18 protein-coding genes and 2 tRNA genes are annotated in these 15,631 nt (G+C 72.0%); 10 read left to right on the forward strand and 10 right to left on the reverse strand.

The window, feature by feature from the left end:
- The first annotated feature begins 19 nt into the window (after positions 1-19).
- The 5 genes from P5G50_RS11525 to P5G50_RS11545 are packed head-to-tail and all read left to right on the forward strand — an operon-like array spanning position 20 to position 3,921.
- Positions 20-643, forward strand: coding sequence for an ECF transporter S component (locus P5G50_RS11525; protein WP_301208849.1), 624 nt, complete (start codon positions 20-22; stop codon positions 641-643).
- 4 nt (positions 644-647) lie between these two features.
- On the forward strand, positions 648-2,192 hold the full coding sequence (locus P5G50_RS11530) for an ABC transporter ATP-binding protein (RefSeq protein WP_301208847.1): 1,545 nt from the start codon (positions 648-650) through the stop codon (positions 2,190-2,192).
- Positions 2,189-2,968 carry an energy-coupling factor transporter transmembrane component T family protein gene (locus tag P5G50_RS11535; protein ID WP_301208845.1) on the forward strand — a complete coding sequence of 260 codons (780 nt, stop codon included), beginning with the start codon at positions 2,189-2,191 and terminating at the stop codon, positions 2,966-2,968. The genes P5G50_RS11530 and P5G50_RS11535 overlap by 4 nt, the downstream gene beginning before the upstream one ends.
- Positions 2,952-3,584 carry a nucleoside/nucleotide kinase family protein gene (locus P5G50_RS11540; protein ID WP_301208843.1) on the forward strand — a complete coding sequence of 211 codons (633 nt, stop codon included), beginning with the start codon at positions 2,952-2,954 and terminating at the stop codon, positions 3,582-3,584. The genes P5G50_RS11535 and P5G50_RS11540 overlap by 17 nt, the downstream gene beginning before the upstream one ends.
- A gap of 55 nt (positions 3,585-3,639) precedes the next feature.
- Positions 3,640-3,921 (forward strand): hypothetical protein, encoded by a 282-nt coding sequence (locus P5G50_RS11545; protein ID WP_301208841.1) that lies wholly within the window; start codon positions 3,640-3,642, stop codon positions 3,919-3,921.
- 49 nt (positions 3,922-3,970) lie between these two features.
- Here P5G50_RS11545 and P5G50_RS11550 read toward each other — a convergent pair whose 3' ends face one another.
- The 4 genes from P5G50_RS11550 to P5G50_RS11565 all read right to left on the reverse strand — a co-directional run bounded on the left by P5G50_RS11550 (position 3,971) and on the right by P5G50_RS11565 (position 7,923).
- Positions 3,971-4,324, reverse strand: a complete 354-nt coding sequence (locus P5G50_RS11550) for a metallopeptidase family protein (RefSeq protein ID WP_301208839.1) — start codon at positions 4,322-4,324, stop codon at positions 3,971-3,973.
- A complete protein-coding gene (locus P5G50_RS11555; RefSeq protein ID WP_301208837.1) occupies positions 4,324-5,391 on the reverse strand; it encodes a hypothetical protein in 1,068 nt (355 codons plus the stop codon). Before P5G50_RS11555 ends, P5G50_RS11550 begins: the two co-directional genes overlap by 1 nt.
- 70 nt (positions 5,392-5,461) lie before the next feature.
- Positions 5,462-6,280 (reverse strand): aggregation-promoting factor C-terminal-like domain-containing protein, encoded by an 819-nt coding sequence (locus tag P5G50_RS11560; RefSeq protein ID WP_301208835.1) that lies wholly within the window; start codon positions 6,278-6,280, stop codon positions 5,462-5,464.
- A gap of 323 nt (positions 6,281-6,603) precedes the next feature.
- Positions 6,604-7,923, reverse strand: a complete 1,320-nt coding sequence (locus P5G50_RS11565) for an MFS transporter (protein ID WP_301208832.1) — start codon at positions 7,921-7,923, stop codon at positions 6,604-6,606.
- A gap of 84 nt (positions 7,924-8,007) precedes the next feature.
- Here P5G50_RS11565 and P5G50_RS11570 point away from each other — a divergent pair, with 84 nt between their 5' ends.
- A complete protein-coding gene (locus P5G50_RS11570; protein WP_301208830.1) occupies positions 8,008-8,544 on the forward strand; it encodes an ArsR/SmtB family transcription factor in 537 nt (178 codons plus the stop codon).
- A 53-nt stretch (positions 8,545-8,597) separates the two neighbouring features.
- Here the strand turns inward: P5G50_RS11570 and P5G50_RS11575 are convergent.
- The 3 genes from P5G50_RS11575 to P5G50_RS11585 all read right to left on the reverse strand — a co-directional run bounded on the left by P5G50_RS11575 (position 8,598) and on the right by P5G50_RS11585 (position 10,205).
- Positions 8,598-8,673, reverse strand: a tRNA-His gene (locus P5G50_RS11575).
- A gap of 49 nt (positions 8,674-8,722) precedes the next feature.
- Positions 8,723-9,346, reverse strand: a complete 624-nt coding sequence (gene orn, locus P5G50_RS11580; protein WP_301208828.1) for an oligoribonuclease — start codon at positions 9,344-9,346, stop codon at positions 8,723-8,725.
- A 10-nt stretch (positions 9,347-9,356) separates the two neighbouring features.
- Positions 9,357-10,205, reverse strand: a complete 849-nt coding sequence (locus P5G50_RS11585; RefSeq protein ID WP_301208826.1) for an SGNH/GDSL hydrolase family protein — start codon at positions 10,203-10,205, stop codon at positions 9,357-9,359.
- A 95-nt stretch (positions 10,206-10,300) separates the two neighbouring features.
- Between P5G50_RS11585 and P5G50_RS11590 the strand changes: the two genes are divergently transcribed.
- On the forward strand, positions 10,301-10,606 hold the full coding sequence (locus tag P5G50_RS11590; RefSeq protein ID WP_301208824.1) for a YbbN family protein: 306 nt from the start codon (positions 10,301-10,303) through the stop codon (positions 10,604-10,606).
- An 82-nt stretch (positions 10,607-10,688) separates the two neighbouring features.
- Here the strand turns inward: P5G50_RS11590 and P5G50_RS11595 are convergent.
- Both P5G50_RS11595 and P5G50_RS11600 read right to left on the reverse strand, forming a co-directional pair.
- Positions 10,689-10,761, reverse strand: a tRNA-Arg gene (locus tag P5G50_RS11595).
- 43 nt (positions 10,762-10,804) lie between these two features.
- The gene (locus P5G50_RS11600; RefSeq protein WP_301209425.1) at positions 10,805-12,109 is read right to left on the reverse strand and encodes an MFS transporter; all 1,305 of its coding nucleotides are present in this window, start codon (positions 12,107-12,109) and stop codon (positions 10,805-10,807) included.
- Between the two features lie 171 nt (positions 12,110-12,280).
- On the opposite strand from P5G50_RS11600, the gene P5G50_RS11605 reads away from it, so the two are divergent.
- Both P5G50_RS11605 and nadE read left to right on the forward strand, forming a co-directional pair.
- Positions 12,281-13,135, forward strand: coding sequence for a LysR family transcriptional regulator (locus tag P5G50_RS11605; RefSeq protein ID WP_301209423.1), 855 nt, complete (start codon positions 12,281-12,283; stop codon positions 13,133-13,135).
- A 58-nt stretch (positions 13,136-13,193) separates the two neighbouring features.
- On the forward strand, positions 13,194-14,036 hold the full coding sequence (nadE, locus tag P5G50_RS11610) for an NAD(+) synthase (protein WP_301208822.1): 843 nt from the start codon (positions 13,194-13,196) through the stop codon (positions 14,034-14,036).
- A 93-nt stretch (positions 14,037-14,129) separates the two neighbouring features.
- On the opposite strand, the gene P5G50_RS11615 is transcribed toward nadE, so the two are convergent.
- A complete protein-coding gene (locus tag P5G50_RS11615; RefSeq protein ID WP_301208820.1) occupies positions 14,130-14,885 on the reverse strand; it encodes a hypothetical protein in 756 nt (251 codons plus the stop codon).
- Positions 14,886-14,990: 105 nt separating this feature from the next.
- Here P5G50_RS11615 and msrA point away from each other — a divergent pair, with 105 nt between their 5' ends.
- Positions 14,991-15,518, forward strand: coding sequence for a peptide-methionine (S)-S-oxide reductase MsrA (msrA, locus tag P5G50_RS11620; RefSeq protein ID WP_301208818.1), 528 nt, complete (start codon positions 14,991-14,993; stop codon positions 15,516-15,518).
- The last annotated feature ends 113 nt before the right edge of the window (positions 15,519-15,631 follow it).

The following is a 15,631-nucleotide window of genomic DNA, read 5'->3' on the forward strand; positions in this document are numbered from 1 at the left end:
GAGTGAAAGGGCACGAACAGTGCAGGACACCATCACGTCCACGAGCGCGCGGCCGACCGCGCGCGTCTTCCGCTGGCGCGTCGTCGACATCGTCGTCGCAAGCGTCGTCGCCGTCGCCGCCGGCGTCGTCTTCTGGGTCTGGGGCCAGGTGCAGAACCCGATCTCGGGTCCGGTCACGGCGGTGCTGCCGGGCTTCCAGGGCATCCTGAACGGCCCGTGGCTGTTCGCGGGCGTCCTGACCGCGCTCATCGTGCGCAAGCCCGGCGCGGCGCTGTACGGCGAGCTCGTCGCGGCGACGGTGTCCGCCCTGATCGGTACGCAGTGGGGATTCGCCACGCTGCTCTCCGGCCTGGTGCAGGGCCTCGGCGCCGAGATCGTCTTCGCGCTGTTCCTCTACGCGAACTGGAGGCTGCTGCCGGCCCTGCTCGCGGGCGCCGGCGCCGGTCTCGCCGAGTCGATCCTCGACCTCCTCTACTGGTACCCGGGCGCCAAGCCGGAGTTCGCCGTGGTGTACACGATCACGACCGTGATCTCGGGCGTCGTCTGCGCCGGGCTGCTGTCGTGGCTGCTGGTGCGCGCACTCGCCCGCACCGGGGCCCTCAGCCGCTTCGCCGCCGGGCGGGAAGCAGCCGGGCGGGTCTGACGCCGTGCCGCACCAGGGACAGCCGGTCCCTGCCGCCGTCCGGGTCGACGGCTGGGGCTGGCGCTACTCCGCACGGGCCGCGTGGGCGGTGCGCGAGCTGACGCTGCGCGTCGAGCCGGGCGAGCGCGTGCTGCTGCTCGGAGCCTCCGGCGCCGGCAAGAGCACCGTGCTCGCCGGGCTGGCGGGCGTGCTGGGCGGCGAGGACGACGGCGAGTCGGCCGGCGCACTGCTGGTCGACGGCCGCGACCCCGCCCGGGCACGCGGGGTGTCCGGGCTGCTGCTGCAGGACCCCGACGCCCAGGTGATCCTCGCGCGCGTCGGCGACGACGTGGCGTTCGGCTGCGAGAACCTCGGCGTTCCCCGGGCCGAGATCTGGCCGCGGGTGCGTACGGCCCTCGACGCGGTGGGGCTCGACCTGCCGCTGGAGCATCCGACCGCTGCGCTCTCGGGCGGGCAGAAGCAGCGCCTCGGGCTGGCCGGTCTGCTCGCCATGCGTCCTGGTCTGCTGCTGCTCGACGAGCCCACCGCGAACCTCGATCCAGAGGGTGTGGCGGAGGTCAGGGAGGCGGTGGGCGCTGCACTCGCGGCCACCGGCGCGACCTTCATCGTCGTGGAGCACCGGGTCGCGGTGTGGCGCGACCTCGTGGACCGCGTGGTCGTGCTGGGCGCGGACGGCGGCGTGCTCGCCGATGGCGCGCCCGACGCTGTGCTCGCGGATGCGGCCGGCGTGCTGCGCGCGGCGGGGGTGTGGCTGCCGGACGCCGCCGTGCCCGAGCCTCCCGTCGTCGTGCCGGGGGAGCGGCTGCTCAGCGCCGAGGCTCTGGCCTTCGGCCGCGGCCCCGCGGTCGTCCGCCGGCGCCGCCGGCGACCCGCCCGCAGCGACCGCTCCGTCGACGGAGCCGCGCTGCACGCGCTGCCCGACCGCGTCGACCTGACGCTCGCCGAGGGCTCCGCCCTCGCGCTCACCGGGAGGAACGGCGCCGGCAAGTCGACGCTGGCCCTCACGCTCGGCGGACTGCTCCCTCCCCTCGACGGGCGGCTGGAGGCGGAAGCACTGCTCGCCGCCGGCGCCGCGCACGAGCCGTCCCAGTGGCGGTCGCGCGAGCTGCTCACCCGCATCGGGAGCGTGTTCCAGAATCCCGAGCACCAGCTCCTCGCCTCCACCGTCCGTGACGAGCTGGCCGCGGGGCCGCGCGCCCTCGGGCTGCCCGACGACGAGGTGCGGCGCCGGGTCGACGAGCTGCTGGATCGGCTGCGGCTGGCAGCGCTGGCCGACGCCAACCCGTTCACCCTCTCGGGTGGCCAGAAGCGGAGGCTGTCGGTCGCGACCGCGCTGGCGACGCGTCCGCGGATCCTCGTGCTCGACGAACCGACCTTCGGGCAGGATGCGAACACCTGGGCCGGGCTGGTGGAGACGATCGCCGGGCTGCGCCGCGAGGGCCACGCCGTCGTCACCGCCACGCACGACGCCGAGTTCGTGGCGGCGATCGGCGCCGAGAGCCTCCGCCTCGGAGCGGGTCGGGAAGCGGGCCAGGGGGTGGTCGCGTGACGCTCCTCGAACCGGTCAGGCAGGGTCCGCTCACGACGCTCAACCCGGTCGCCAAGCTGGGCGCCGCGCTGATCGTGACCGTGGTGCTGCTGGTCTCGATCGATCCGGTGTCCGCGCTGGTGGCGCTCGTGCTGGAGCTTGTGCTGCTGGCCTTCGCGCGCCTCCCCGTCCGGGTGGTGGTCGCCCGCACGGCGCCGCTGTGGATCGCGGCGCCGCTCGCCGGTCTGACGACCGCGCTGTACGGCGCCTCCAGCGGCACGGTGTACCTGCAGTGGTGGGCGGTGGAGGTGAGCCAGGGCTCCCTGGAGCTCGCGCTCGCGACCATGCTGCGCATCCTGGCGATCGGTCTGCCCGCTGTGCTGCTGTTCGTGACCATCGACCCGACCGACCTCGCCGACGGTCTCGCGCAGCTGCTGCGGCTGCCCGCGCGCTTCGTGCTGGGCGGACTCGCCGGCCTCCGGCTGGTCGGGCTGTTCGTGGACGACTGGCGCGCGCTCACTCTTGCCCGCCGGGCGCGCGGGGTGGCCGAGAGCGGTGCCCTGCGGCGGCTGCTCGGCCAGTCGTTCGCGCTGTTCGTCCTCTCGATCCGCCGCGGCACCAAGCTGGCGACGGCGATGGAGGCGCGCGGCTTCGGGGCGACCGGCGCCCGGACCTGGGCACGGCCGTCGACCTTCCGCGGCCGCGACTGGGCGGCTCTGGTGGTCGCGGCGGCGGTCGCGACCGCGGCCGTGTCGGTAGCGGTCGCCGTGGGGAGCTGGAATGCGTTCGGACACTGACCAGCAGGGCGCCGATCTGAGGGGCGTCGAAGCGGCGGAGGCCCTGTTCGCCGGGGTACGGGACGCCGCTCGTCGCGCGGGGAGCCGGCCGGTCGTCGTGCTGATCGACGGTCCGAGCGGAGCGGGCAAGAGCTCGCTCGCGGACGAGCTGGTCGCGGCCTGGCCCGCGGCCGGGACCCCACGCCTGGTGCGCATGGACGAGCTGTATCCCGGCTGGGACGGCCTCGACGCCGGCTCCGCCGCCCTCGGCGGCGACCTCCTCGCTCCGCTGCGCCAGGGCGGCACCGGCCACTACCGGCGCTGGGACTGGGTGCGCGACCGGCCGGCCGAGCCGGTGGCGGTGGACGCGGAGGAGCCCGTCGTGGTGGAGGGCTGCGGCACGCTGGCCGCGGCGAACCTCCCGTACGCCGACCTCACCGTGTGGCTCGACGCCGACGACGCCCTCCGCAAGCGCCGGGCCCTGGAGCGCGACGGCGAGGTGTTCGCGCGAGAGTGGGACCGCTGGCAGGCGCAGTTCGAGCGCTACGTCGAGCGGGAGCACCCGCGGGAAGCGGCGATGCTGCGGCTTGACGTCACGAGCAGGCCGCTCGGCGGGCTGCTGGCCGGTCGGGGCTGAAGGTCCGCGGCCCGGCGACTCCACCATCCGGTAGCGGAGGACTAACGTTGACGTCATGACCGACAGCACGCACTCCGACCCCGAATACATCGTCGAGTTCGCCGACGGCCCCCTGGCCGGGCAGACGGACCGCCGGTTCCTGGTCGACGGCAAGGTGGACGACCGCATCGGCGTCGTCGCCGCCGTCGAGGGCCTGGAGTCCACGTTCTGGTACATCGCGGGCGATGAGCGCACCGTCGGCCAGCTGAAGCACGTCACCTACCACTTCGACGCCCCCGACAGCGACCCGGTCGAGGCCGACCAGGAGGACGAGTCCATCTTCGGCTACGGGGCCTGAGCTCCGCACTCCGACGACTCCGGCGCCTCGCGCGCCCGGCGCCTCCCGGCTAGGCCCAGCCCAGCTCGTGGAGGCGTTCGTCGTCGATGCCGTAGTAGTGCGCGATCTCGTGCACGAGCGTGATGTGGATCTCGTCGCGCAGCTCGTCCTCGTCGGCGCTGATCGTGAGGAGCGGCTCCCGGTACAGGATGATGCGGTCCGGCATCTCGCCGAAGCCGTAGCGGTCGCGTTCGGTGAGCGCGACGCCGTCGTACAGCCCGAGCAGGTCGAGGGAGCCGTCCTCCGGGCGGTCCTCCACGACGAACACGACGTTGTCGAGGCCGTCGACCATCTCGTCGGGGAGCTGATCGAGCTCGTCGGTGACGATCGTCTCGAACGCCTCCTCGTCCAGCTCCAGCGCCATCACCAGGCCCCGGCGACGGCCGCGTGGAGGTCGAGCAGCGCTGCGGTGCGCTCGCTCGGCCCGCGACCGAAGCCGCACTCGGTCGCCACGCCGAAGCGGGGTTGGGCGGTCGCGGCGGCGCGGGCACGACGCCCTGCACCCTCCACACCGTCCTCATGGTGCAGGAGGCCGAGGTACAGCTCGGTGCCCGTCGGCACGTCGACGTCGGCGAGGGGCGCGAAGTACGCGTCGTCGTCGCGGTCGATCGGCACAGGGAGGTGCACCCAGGCGATCGGGCGCGCGGCGCCGTCGAGGATGCCGCGGGTGACGGCCGCGAGGTAGCCGGCGTCGGCCGGCTGCACGAAGTGGTGCTCCTCCACGTCGCCGTAGCAGAGGTGGTAGCCGACGTGAACGTCGTCGGGGACGGCGGCCGCCTGACGGAGCGCGCGCTCGATCACGCCGCCGAGCACGTCGTCGAACCACGGCTCGATGCGGCCCTCGAGGAGCGCGAACTCCACGGCGGTGTCCCACTGGATGGCGAGGTCCTCGTGCGGGATGCCGGCGACGATCCGGTCGAGCTCGCCCAGCAGCGCGCGTTCGTACGCGGGCTCGACGGCGGCGCGGTCCTCGGGGACGATGAAGGCGCCGGTGACGGCGGCGGGCGTCGGCAGCGAGACCTGGAATCGGACTCCCGCCGGGATCGCGCCCTCCTCGCGCAGTCGGGTGAAGGTCGCGTACGAGTCGAGCGCCGCGTCGGCGTAGCCGAGGTCGGGGAAGACCAGCTCGTCCGCCGTGACGCCGTCGTCGAGCCGGAAGGGCCGGCCGTCGAAGATCTCGCGCAGGTAGTAGGGCTCGACGGGGATGCGCGAGAGCCCCGTCATGCTGTCGAAGCGCCTGGTCTGGAACTGGATCCAGTAGAACCGCTCGCCGACCTCCCCATCCGGGATGCGGTGGAGGCGGTCGCCGAGGCGGGCGCTGACGGCGCGGAACACGCTCTCCGCGTCGGGCAGGTTGACGCTGCCGACGAGGTGCGCGCCGCGGATGACGGGGCTGCTGGCGACCGGGTCGGTCGCGTCGGGGGTGCTCACCCGCGGGAGTCTACCGGCGCCGGGCGCCGGCGGACCCCCGCGGATGTCGCGGTGCGGGCGGAGTCGAGGCTCAGTACCAGTTGACGGACTCGGAGTGCGACCAGGCCGAGCACGGCGTGCCGTAGGAGCGCGCGATGTAGTCGAGGCCCCACTTGATCTGCGTGGTCGCGTTGGTGGCCCAGTCGGAGCCGAAGCTCGCCATCTTGCTGCCGGGGAGCGCCTGCGGGATGCCGGTCGCGCCGCTGCCGGCGTTGTACGCCTGATAGTTCCAGCCGGACTCCTTGGCCCAGAGGCTGCTGAGGCACGAGAACTGGTCGCCGCCCCAGCCGTACTGCGAGGAGGCGATGCTCGCCGCGACGGACTTGGCGCTGTCGGGCGTGTTCGCGGCGGCGGCGGCCTCCGCTGCGGCCTGGGCGGCGGCGGCCTCTGCGGCGGCCTTGGCGGCAGCTGCTGCGGCGGCGGCCTCTGCAGCCTTGCGGTCGGCCTCGACACCGGCGGCGGAGAGGGCGTCGGCGGCGGCCTTGGTGCTGTCGATCGACTTGCGGAGCGCGGAGTCGTCGAGCTTGGTGAAGCTGCCGAGCCCGGCGATGGCCAGTTTGGCGGCCGAGGCGTCGGTCTTGGTCTCGTTGGCGGAGACGGTCGCCTGCGCCGAGCTGAGCGTCTGCTGCGCCTCCTTCTCGAGGCGGCTGCGCACGATGGACTCGTAGACGCCGAGCTGGTCGTGGTGGAGGCCGGTGGACTGCGAGAGCTCCCTGGTCTCCTTCTCGTTCTGCTGCGCCGCCATCGCGGGGGCGATGAGGCTGGCGGACATGAGCACCGTGGCGGCGCCGGTGACGATGCGGCCGAAGGTGACGTTGTTCTTGACGGTGTGACGGATCGTGTTGAGCATGTGTTTCCTGGATCGGGCTTCCCCGCATACCGGACGCGCCCGACTCCGGGCGCACGGCGGGACCGCGTGAAGCGGCGTCCCGGCGGGCTGGCAGCCGCACCGGCACGTGCGGAATCGGCGGTGGACCCTGCGGGTCCCGACGAGGCGCGTGCGGCGCGGGTGTGCCGGCCGTCCGGGGGGAGTGGACCCAGCTCAGGGTCTGCGTTCAGTGGTGGGGGTGAGCTGGTGGTCGGCACCGACGGCATCCGATCGCCGTCGAGAAGCCACCCTAGGCGCGGTTTCTGGACGGTTCGGGCACGGAGCCTGGCAAAGTCGTGTACACGTCACCGTTCGTCGGCCGCGGTGGCGGTAGACCCATCGGGTGTTCCTCCAGGTGCGCCGGAGACGCGATCGGCATCCTCCTCCGCGCGGCTCATCGCGCCGTCAGTGACCCAGAACATTCCTGAGAGGAGTGACAGGGTGACGAGGCCGGCGATCAGGAACACGGCCGGAAGCCCCAGGATCTCGGCGATCAGCCCGCCGACGGCCGACCCGAGGGGCATCGTCCCGAACGCCAGCAGCCGGTACGCACTGTTGACCCGGCCGAGCAGGCGAGGGGGCGTCACCCGCTGCCGCAGCGACACGGTGATCACGTTCCAGACCGAGATGGCTGCTCCGCCGAGGGCGAACAGCGCCCCGATCGCCCACAGATTCGTCGTGAACGCGGGGACCGCGAGCATGATGGCGACGGCGAAGACGGTGACGATCAGGGAGCGCGCCCGCCCGAGCACCCGTTCGCACGGCTCGGCGAGGAAGGTGCCGAGCACGCTGCCGATCGCCATGACCGTGAGGAGCAGGCCGTACTCGGGGTCGTTCAACTGCAGCGCTGAGCCCGCTCCGACGGCGTACAGCACGAAGACCGTGAAGACGGCGTTGATCGCGAAGTTGAACCCACCCACCATGACAGCGAGCACGCGCAGCAGGCGGTGCCGCCCGAGGAAGCGGAGGCCTTCGGCGATGTCGGCGCGGATGGTCGTCGTGCGGGGGTGATCGGTCGCATACCGGCCGCGCACGAAGAGCAGCATCACGACGGCCGCCACCCAGAACGCGGCGGGCGCCCCGATGGCGAGCGCGGCGCTCAGGGCCACGAGGAGCCCGCCGAGCGGCGGCCCGACGAACTGGTTGGCGGTGAGCTCGGCGGCGTACAGCCTCCCGTTCGCCCGGGAGAGCGCGTCACGGCCGACGAGCTGGGGCAGGATCGACTGCGCCGAGGTGTCGTAGACCGTCTCGGCCACGCCGACGAGGAAGGCGGCGCCGTAGAGCACCCAGATCGAGCCTCCGCCGAGAAGGGTGAGCACCAGCAGGCCGCCGAGCACCGCCGACCGCGCGATGTTGGCGATCAGCATGAGCCGCCGCCGGTCGAAGCGATCGGCGAGCGCGCCCGCGGTCAGGGCGGTCAGCAGCCAGGGGAGGGTGAAGGCGATGCCCAAGCCGGCGATGAGGGCGGGGGAGTCGGTGAAGCGGATGGCGACCAGCGGCAGGGCGACCTTGAGCACACCGTCGGCGAGGTTGGAGAGGGCGGAGGAGCTCCACAACGTCCAGTACCGTCCGCCGAGGTGGACGCGCGAGCGGGGCTTCGGCGTCGCGGCCGTCTGCGAGGGCATACCGGCAGGATCGCACAGTGATGGAGAAACCTCAATCGGTCGGGGAAACTCTATCGGAGGGTCGTTGCAGGCTAGGCTGCGGGCATGGCTGCTGATCCCGAGTCGAAGCGCCGCCCGGCGACAGTGGCGGAGCTCAAGGCGCTGTCGCACCCGGTGCGGGTGCGCATCCTGCGCCTGTGCGGCGATCGCGAGCTGACGAACAAGGAGCTGGCCGACCGGCTGGACGTCGATCCGGGCACGGTGCACTACCACGTGCGGCAGCTCGTGGCGGCGGGGTTCCTGGAGCCGGCGCCGGTGCGGACGGGGGCGAGCGGCGCGCTGGAGAAGCCGTACCGGTCGACCGGGCGGTCGTGGTGGCTCTCGGTGGCGATGGAGGACCTGGATCTCAGTCAGGGCCTCGCGCCGATGGAGGCGTTCCAGCAGGAGCTCGCGGAGGCTGGGCCGGCCTCCATCGCGACGTACGCGCGGTTCTCACTGCACCTGTCGGAGCAGGACGTCGCCGAGCTCGATCGCCGCATCGTCGCCGTGCTGGACGAGTTCATCGAGTCGGACGCGGAGCGGGCTCGGGCGGGTCGTCCGGCGCACGGCGGGATCTTCCTGCTGCACCGCTCGGTGGAGTGACGCTCAGCGGAAGGACGAAGGCCCCGTCGCTTCTCGCGATCGGGGCCTTCATTTGGGGTGAGTAACGGGGCTTGAACCCGCGACCTCCTGGACCACAACCAGGCGCTCTACCAACTGAGCTATACCCACCATGTCCTGCGTCCGGCTTCAGCGAGCCGGTCGAGGCAACTCGTCGATTCTAGTACATCCGCGGGGTCCATTTTTCCACCACGGACGCGGCGGTCGCCTGCGTCTGCTCGGTGGTGGGCCCCGGCGGGGCGACGAAGGCGGCAGAGCGGTAGTAGTCGAGCTCGCGGATCGACTCGAGGATGTCGGCGAGGGCGCGGTGGCCGCCGTTCTTCTCGGGGGCGTTGAAGTAGATGCGCGGGAACCAGCGCCGGGCGAGCTCCTTGATGGAGGACACGTCGACGTTGCGGTAGTGCAGGTGGTTGTCGAGGCGCGGCATGAACTTGGCGATGAACATGCGGTCGGTGCCGATGGTGTTGCCGGCGAGGGGAGCGGTGCGCGCGGTCGGCACGAACCTGTGCACGTACTCCAGCACTTCGTACTCGGCCTCGGCGAGGCTCTTGCCGTTCGGGATCTCCTCGATGAGCCCGGAGGTGGTGTGCATCTCGCGGACGAAGTCGCCCATGTTGTCGAGCGCGGTCGCGTCGGGCTTGATCACGATGCTGAGGCCCGGGTCGAGCACGTTGAGCTCGAAGTCGGTGATGACGACCGCGATCTCGACGAGCTCGTCGACCTCGAGGTCGAGTCCGGTCATCTCGCAGTCGATCCAGACCAGTCGATCCGAGGAGGTAGCCATGTCACCGAGTCTAGTGCCGCCCTCCGACAGCCCCCGGCGCGCCGGCCCGGCCGCCGACGGGCAGCGGCTGGGGGAGCTTCGGCCCCATCCCGTCGCCGAGCGAGATGTGGCGCAGCCGGCGGGCCACCCAGGGGAGCGCGTGGAGGCGCAGCCAGGCGCCGAGCGGGAGGTCCGGCTCGTCGCGGTCGTCGTCGTGCGGCGGAACGGGGGCGGGGGAGGCGGCGGTGCCCGTGGCGGCCGAGGTCACCTCCGCGTACGGCACGCCGAGGGTGTGCGCCGCGTGGCTGGCGAGCAGCCGGTGCCCGCGGGCGCTCAGGTGGACGCGGTCGGCGGCCCACATCCCCGGGTCGCGGAACTCGCGCACGCCCCAGACGTCGAGCACGGTGGCCTGGTGGTCGCGGGCGATGCTCCAGATGTTCGCGTTGAAGACGGCGGCGCGCCCGCGGAACGGCTTGAGGAAGAACGCGAACTGCGGGTCGAAGAGATTGGCCAGGAGCACGGTGGCGCCGCTGCGGCGGAGGGCGCCGACTCCCGCCTCCAACCGCGCCGCGAGCTGGTCGGGGTCGGCGGAGGGGCTCATCAGGTCGTTGCCGCCGATGAGCACCGAGACGAGGTCGGGGCCGAGGGTGAGCGCGTGCGGGATCTGGTCGTCGACGACGTCGGCGACCCTCCTGCCGCGCACGGCGAGGTTGGCGAACTCGAGGGTGCCGCCGGCGAGACCGGCGTCCCCGTCGAGGATGGCGGCGAGGCGGTCGGCCCAGCCGAGCCAGCCTCCCGGGCGGGCGGGGGCGGCGTCGCAGAGCCCCTCCGTGATCGAGTCTCCGAGGGCGACGTATCGCGTGAAGGTCGTTCGGCTCACGCTGCGATCCTGCGCCGGGCGGGTGACGGGCGGGTGACGCGCGCGCGGAGCGGGGCCGATCGTCGCCGCGATTTCGCCGGACGTACACTGGCAGCGTGGATTCGACACCGGCCGTTGGCCCTGCGGCAACCGACGCGGAGGTCCGCCTCACCCTCTACACGTCGGCGTTCTGCGAGCCGTGCATGCAGACGCGCGCGGTGCTCGCCGAGGCGGCCCGCCTGGTGCCGCGGCTGCGGGTGACCGAGCGCGACGTCGCCGGCAACCTGGAGTCGGCGGAGGCGGACGGCATCCGCTCGACCCCCACAGTGATCGTCGCCGGCCCCGCGGGCGATGAGGTCTTCCGCGCCGAGGGCGTCCCCACCCTCAACCAGGTCCTGCTGGCGGCGGCGAAGGCCCTCTAGGCAACAGCCGAGTACGCAGAATATGCGCGGACTCGCCACGTTTCGGTCAAATTAGCGCGTACTCGACGGTTGGGCAGTCCGGTGCCCCCGGCAGGAATCGAACCTGCGACCAAGAGATTAGAAGGCTCCTGCTCTATCCGCTGAGCTACGGGGGCGCGTCCTCCACGATATCGCAGCGCGGGAGGGCCGCCGGGCGCGTCAGAGCACGGCGCCGTTCTTGCCGCCCCGGTTGACGATGGCGATGACCGGTCGCCGTCCGCGCAGCCCGAACCGCAGCCGGAGGCTGGCGTGCCGGGCGATCAGCAGCGCCACCACGACCGCGGCGACCGCCGGGACCACGCCGGAGAGGATCATCGCGTCGTGCGGGCCCGCCGCCTCCACGATCCAGCCCATGAGCGGTCCGCCGATGGCCTGGCCGCCGAGCAGCACGAGGATGTAGAGGGAGATGACGCGTCCGCGGATCTGCACGTTCGACGACATCTGCACGAGCGAGTTGGCCGCGGTGATGAAGAGCAGGTTGCCGACGCCGATGCCGACCAGCAGCAGCGAGAAGGCGATCTCGGTGGGCGCGAACCCGGCGGCGGCCTGCACGATCCCGAGCGCTGCTGCGGTGCCGACGACCATCGACAGCCGCACGCTCGTCCGGCGGGTGGAGGCGAGGGCTCCGGCCAGCGCGCCGGCCGCGACGAGCGCGTTGAACAGCCCGTAGCCCTGCGCGCCGACGTCGAACACGTCGTTCGCGTATGCGGCGAGGAAGACCGGCATGTTGAAGGCGAAGACGGCGACGACGGCGACCATCACGATCGTCCAGAAGATCACCGGCTTGCGGCGCACGTAACGCATCCCCTCGACCAGCTGTCCCTTGCCGCGCGGCGCGGCGGGGGAGGCGTGGAGGGCCGAGCGGTCGAGCGAGCACAGCGCGGCGACCACGGCGAGGCATGCGGCGGCGTTGATGGCGAAGGACCAGCCTCCACCGACCGCGTTGATCAGCAGACCGCCCACCGCGGGGCCGATCAGCCCGCCGAGCTGGAAGATCGACGAGTTGAGGCTGATCGCGTTGCGCAGGTAGCGCGGCCCGACCAGCTCGTTGACGAAGACCTGCCGGGCGGGGTTGTCGACGACCGTCACCATGCCGAGCAGGAAGGAGATGACGTAGACGTGCCACACCTGCGTCGTGCCCGTGAGCGTGAGCGCTGCGAGGACGGCGGCGAGGAGGGCCGCGGCCGACTGGCTGGCGATCAGCAGCTTCTGCTTCGAGTACCGGTCGGTGAGCACGCCGCCGTAGAGTCCGAACAGCAGCATCGGCGTGAACTGCATGAAGACCGTGATGCCGACGGCGGCGACGCTGCCGGAGAGCTGCAGCACCAGCCAGTCCATGGCGATGCGCTGCATCCACACGGCGGTGTTGGCGACGAGGTTGCCGGCGGCGAAGCGGCGGTAGTTCGGCACCCGGAGCGAGGCGAAGGTCTCGCGCCACGGCGGCCGCGCGCTCAGCACGGGCATGGGTCCGGTCGGCGGGGCGGCTGCTGCGTGGTTCGCCACTGTGTTCCTTGCGTGTCGTATGGGTGGTGTCTGGTTCCGTAACGGGCGGCTCTTCGACCATACGCATCGGTCGGCTATTCTGTGGGCGAATTGCAGTTATAACTCCCATTGGCTTTCCGAATGGATGTGCTCGTGTTCGATCCCGTGCTCCTGCACACGTTCCTCGCCGTCGCCGACACCCGCTCGTTCACCCGTGCGGCCCAGCGGCTCGGCATCAGCCAGCCCACAGTCAGCCAGCACGTGCGCCGCCTCGAGGAGGCCGCCAAGCGCCAGCTCGTCTCGCGCGACACCCGCGAGGTGCGGCTGACCGACAACGGCGACGCGATGGCGGGGTTCGCGCGCACGATACTCGCCGCCCACGCCGAGGCCGACCGCTACTTCAGCGGCTCCGCGATGCGGGGGAGGCTGCGGTTCGGCGCGGCGGACGATCTCGCGATCACGACGCTCCCGCGCATCCTCCGGCACTTCCGGCAGCAGAACCCGCAGATCAACCTCGAGCTGACCATCGACCAGTCGGGCCCCCTGCACCGGCGGCTGACGGCCGGGCACCTCGACCTCATCTTCATCAAGCAGAATCCGGGCACCACCGAGGGCGCCGTCGTCGCGACCGACGAGCTGGTGTGGATGGGGCAGGAGAAGACGGTCGTCGAGCCCGACCAGCCCGTGCCGCTGATCGCCTACCAGGGTCCGAGCCTCAGCAGGCAGGTCGCGATCGACGCCCTCGAGCGGGCGGGCCGTACCTGGCGCATCACCTGCAACACCCGGGAGGTGAACGGCGTGCTCGCCGCGGTGCGCGCGGGCATCGGGGTGGCGGTGTTCCCGCGGTCGCTGATCCCCACGGACCTGGTGAAGGTCACCAACCGGTTCAGCCTCCCGGAGCTCGGCCATGTCGACTTCACGCTGCTGTCGAACCCGGCGGCGGCGGCAGGGCCGGTGGAGGCGCTGACGACCGCGATCCTCGCTCGCGCGGTCACCCGCGTGGCGTGACTCCGCGGGCGTGACCGCTGTTCACACTCCCGAAATCCGCCGGGGATATGGTGGGCGCATGCGTGAACTCCAGGCCAGGATCATCGACGAACTGAACGTGAGCGCCGGCATCGACCCGGCCGCCGAGGTGGAGAAGCGGGTCGACTTCCTCGTCCGCTACCTGCGGAGCACGGGCGCCAAGGGCTTCGTGCTCGGCATCAGCGGCGGCCAGGACTCGTCGCTCGCCGGACGGCTGACGCAGCTCGCGGTGGAGCGGCTGGCCGAGCAGGGCACGGAGGCCGAGTTCATCGCCGTGCGCCTCCCGTACGCCGTGCAGCACGACGAGGACGACGCGCAGCTCGCGCTGTCGTTCATCCGGCCGCAGCGGACCGTGACGTTCAACATCCAGCGCGGCACGGACGGCGTCGAGGACGAGTACGCCGACGCCATCGGCGACGACATGACCGACTTCAACAAGGGCAACGTGAAGGCGCGCATCCGCATGGTCGCGCAGTACGCGATCGCCGGCCAGCGCGGCCTCCTCGTCGTCGGCACGGACCACGCCGCGGAGGCGGTGACCGGCTTCTTCACCAAGTACGGCGACGGCGGCACCGACGTGCTCCCGCTGAGCGGCCTGACGAAGCGGCAGGGCAAGGCGTTGCTGCAGCACCTGGAGGCGCCGGCGCGGCTGTACGAGAAGGCGCCGACCGCCGACCTGCTCGACCTGAAGCCCGGTCAGACCGACGAGGAGAACCTCGGGATCAGCTACTCCGACATCGACGACTTCCTGGAGGGTCGGGACGTCGCGGACGAGGTCGCGGAGGCGATCGAGGCGCGCTACCTGGCCACCGAGCACAAGCGCCGGGTGCCGGCCAGCATGTTCGACACCTGGTGGCACGAGCGGGGCGACTTCACGAACTAGGCGGGCATGCAGAAGGGGCGCCGGCGTGATGCCGGCGCCCCTTCTGCGCTTCGGGTGGTGTGCCTCGTCGGCCTGCTGTCAGGCGGGCTGCGGTCAGGCGGGCTGGCCGAGCCGGGTGGTCGGAGCGGTGTCCGAGCCGTCGCCGTCGGCCGGGGAGGTCGTGAAGGCGGCGGTCGGGAGGTCCTGACCGGGCTGCGGCTGCGGAGCCGGGGCGGCTGCGGTCTGGGCCTGTGTCGGCGCGGCCTGGGACGCGACCGCGGGCGCCTGACCGGCGGGCGCTCCCACGAACTGGTCGTGGTGCTGCTGCGCGACCCAGGCGTCCTGCTGGGCGATCAGGGCACGCTCGCCGTCGGTGTTCTCGAAGCGCCAGCGCTCGAGGTCGTTCTGGAAGATCTTGCGGGCGCGGCGCGGGTTGTTCTGCCATTCGATGAGCCGGTCGCGGAACTCCGCGACGGCCGGGTCGAGCTGGTAGCCGAAGGTCGCCGACGCGCGCTTCATCTCGGCCAGCTGGTGGCCGGCCCAGTTGGCGGCGATCCCGGCGCCCTTGATCGGCAGCAGGCGGACCAGGATGTCGGCCTGGCCGACGGCGCGGTCCGAGAGCACCTGCTCGGCGGGCGTCAGCGAGTTCCACACCGACGCCTCCGTGGCCGCGTCGACGAGGGCCGCGATGGCCGACGCCTTCTGCTGGCGGTCCGTGCGCTTGAGGAGGCCGCGGAGGGCGCCGCGGGCGATCCACGCCGCGAGCAGCCCGGAGACGATGACGGCGACCGCGAGGACCGCCGCGTTGAAGAGCGCCGGCTGTGCGGCCGGCGACGTGAGCCAATCGACGAAGTCATTCCACCACTGCATGCGGCCGATGGTAGCGGCGGCCGGGGCCGCCTCCCGGCAGCCTCCGCGCTGTGTCTCCGAATCGCCGTAGCAGAATGGAGGGACGAGCGGATGGAGGACGTTCCCATGCAGACTTTCGTGCTGGCCGGCGGGTGCTTCTGGTGCCTCGATGCGGTGTACCGGGTGCTTCGCGGTGTGCAGGACGTGGTGTCCGGCTACACCGGCGGCACCGCGGTGGACCCGTCGTACGAGGAGGTGTGCACCGGCCGTACCGGTCACGCGGAGGCGGTCGCGGTCACCTTCGACCCGGAGGTGATCCCGCCGAGCGTCATCCTCGACGTCTTCTTCACCCTCCACGACCCGCGTCAGCTCAACCGCCAGGGCGCCGACATCGGCACCCAGTACCGGTCTGCCATGTTCTACGACGGCGAGGAGCAGCGCGAGCTGTTCGAAGCCGCCCGCGACCGTGCATCCGAGTACTGGGACGGCGGCATCGTCACGACCCTGGAGCCGCTCGGCCCGTTCTACCGTGCCGAGGAGTACCACCAGGACTTCTTCGCGAAGAACCCCGGCCAGGGCTACTGCATGGCGGTGGCGGTGCCGAAGGTGAACAAGATCCGGAAGTCGTACGCGGAGTATGTGATCGCGGCGTAGGGGCGGCCCGGAGTTCTCCACGGGCTGGCGCTCGCGACGGGCTCTCCACAGATCCGGCGACATCCTCCCGGGCGGAGTCCCGGGCCGCGAGGCTGGTCTCGCGCCCCCTCAGC

It is taken from the genome of Leifsonia williamsii, assembly GCF_030433685.1.
GTDB lineage: Bacteria > Actinomycetota > Actinomycetes > Actinomycetales > Microbacteriaceae > Leifsonia > Leifsonia williamsii.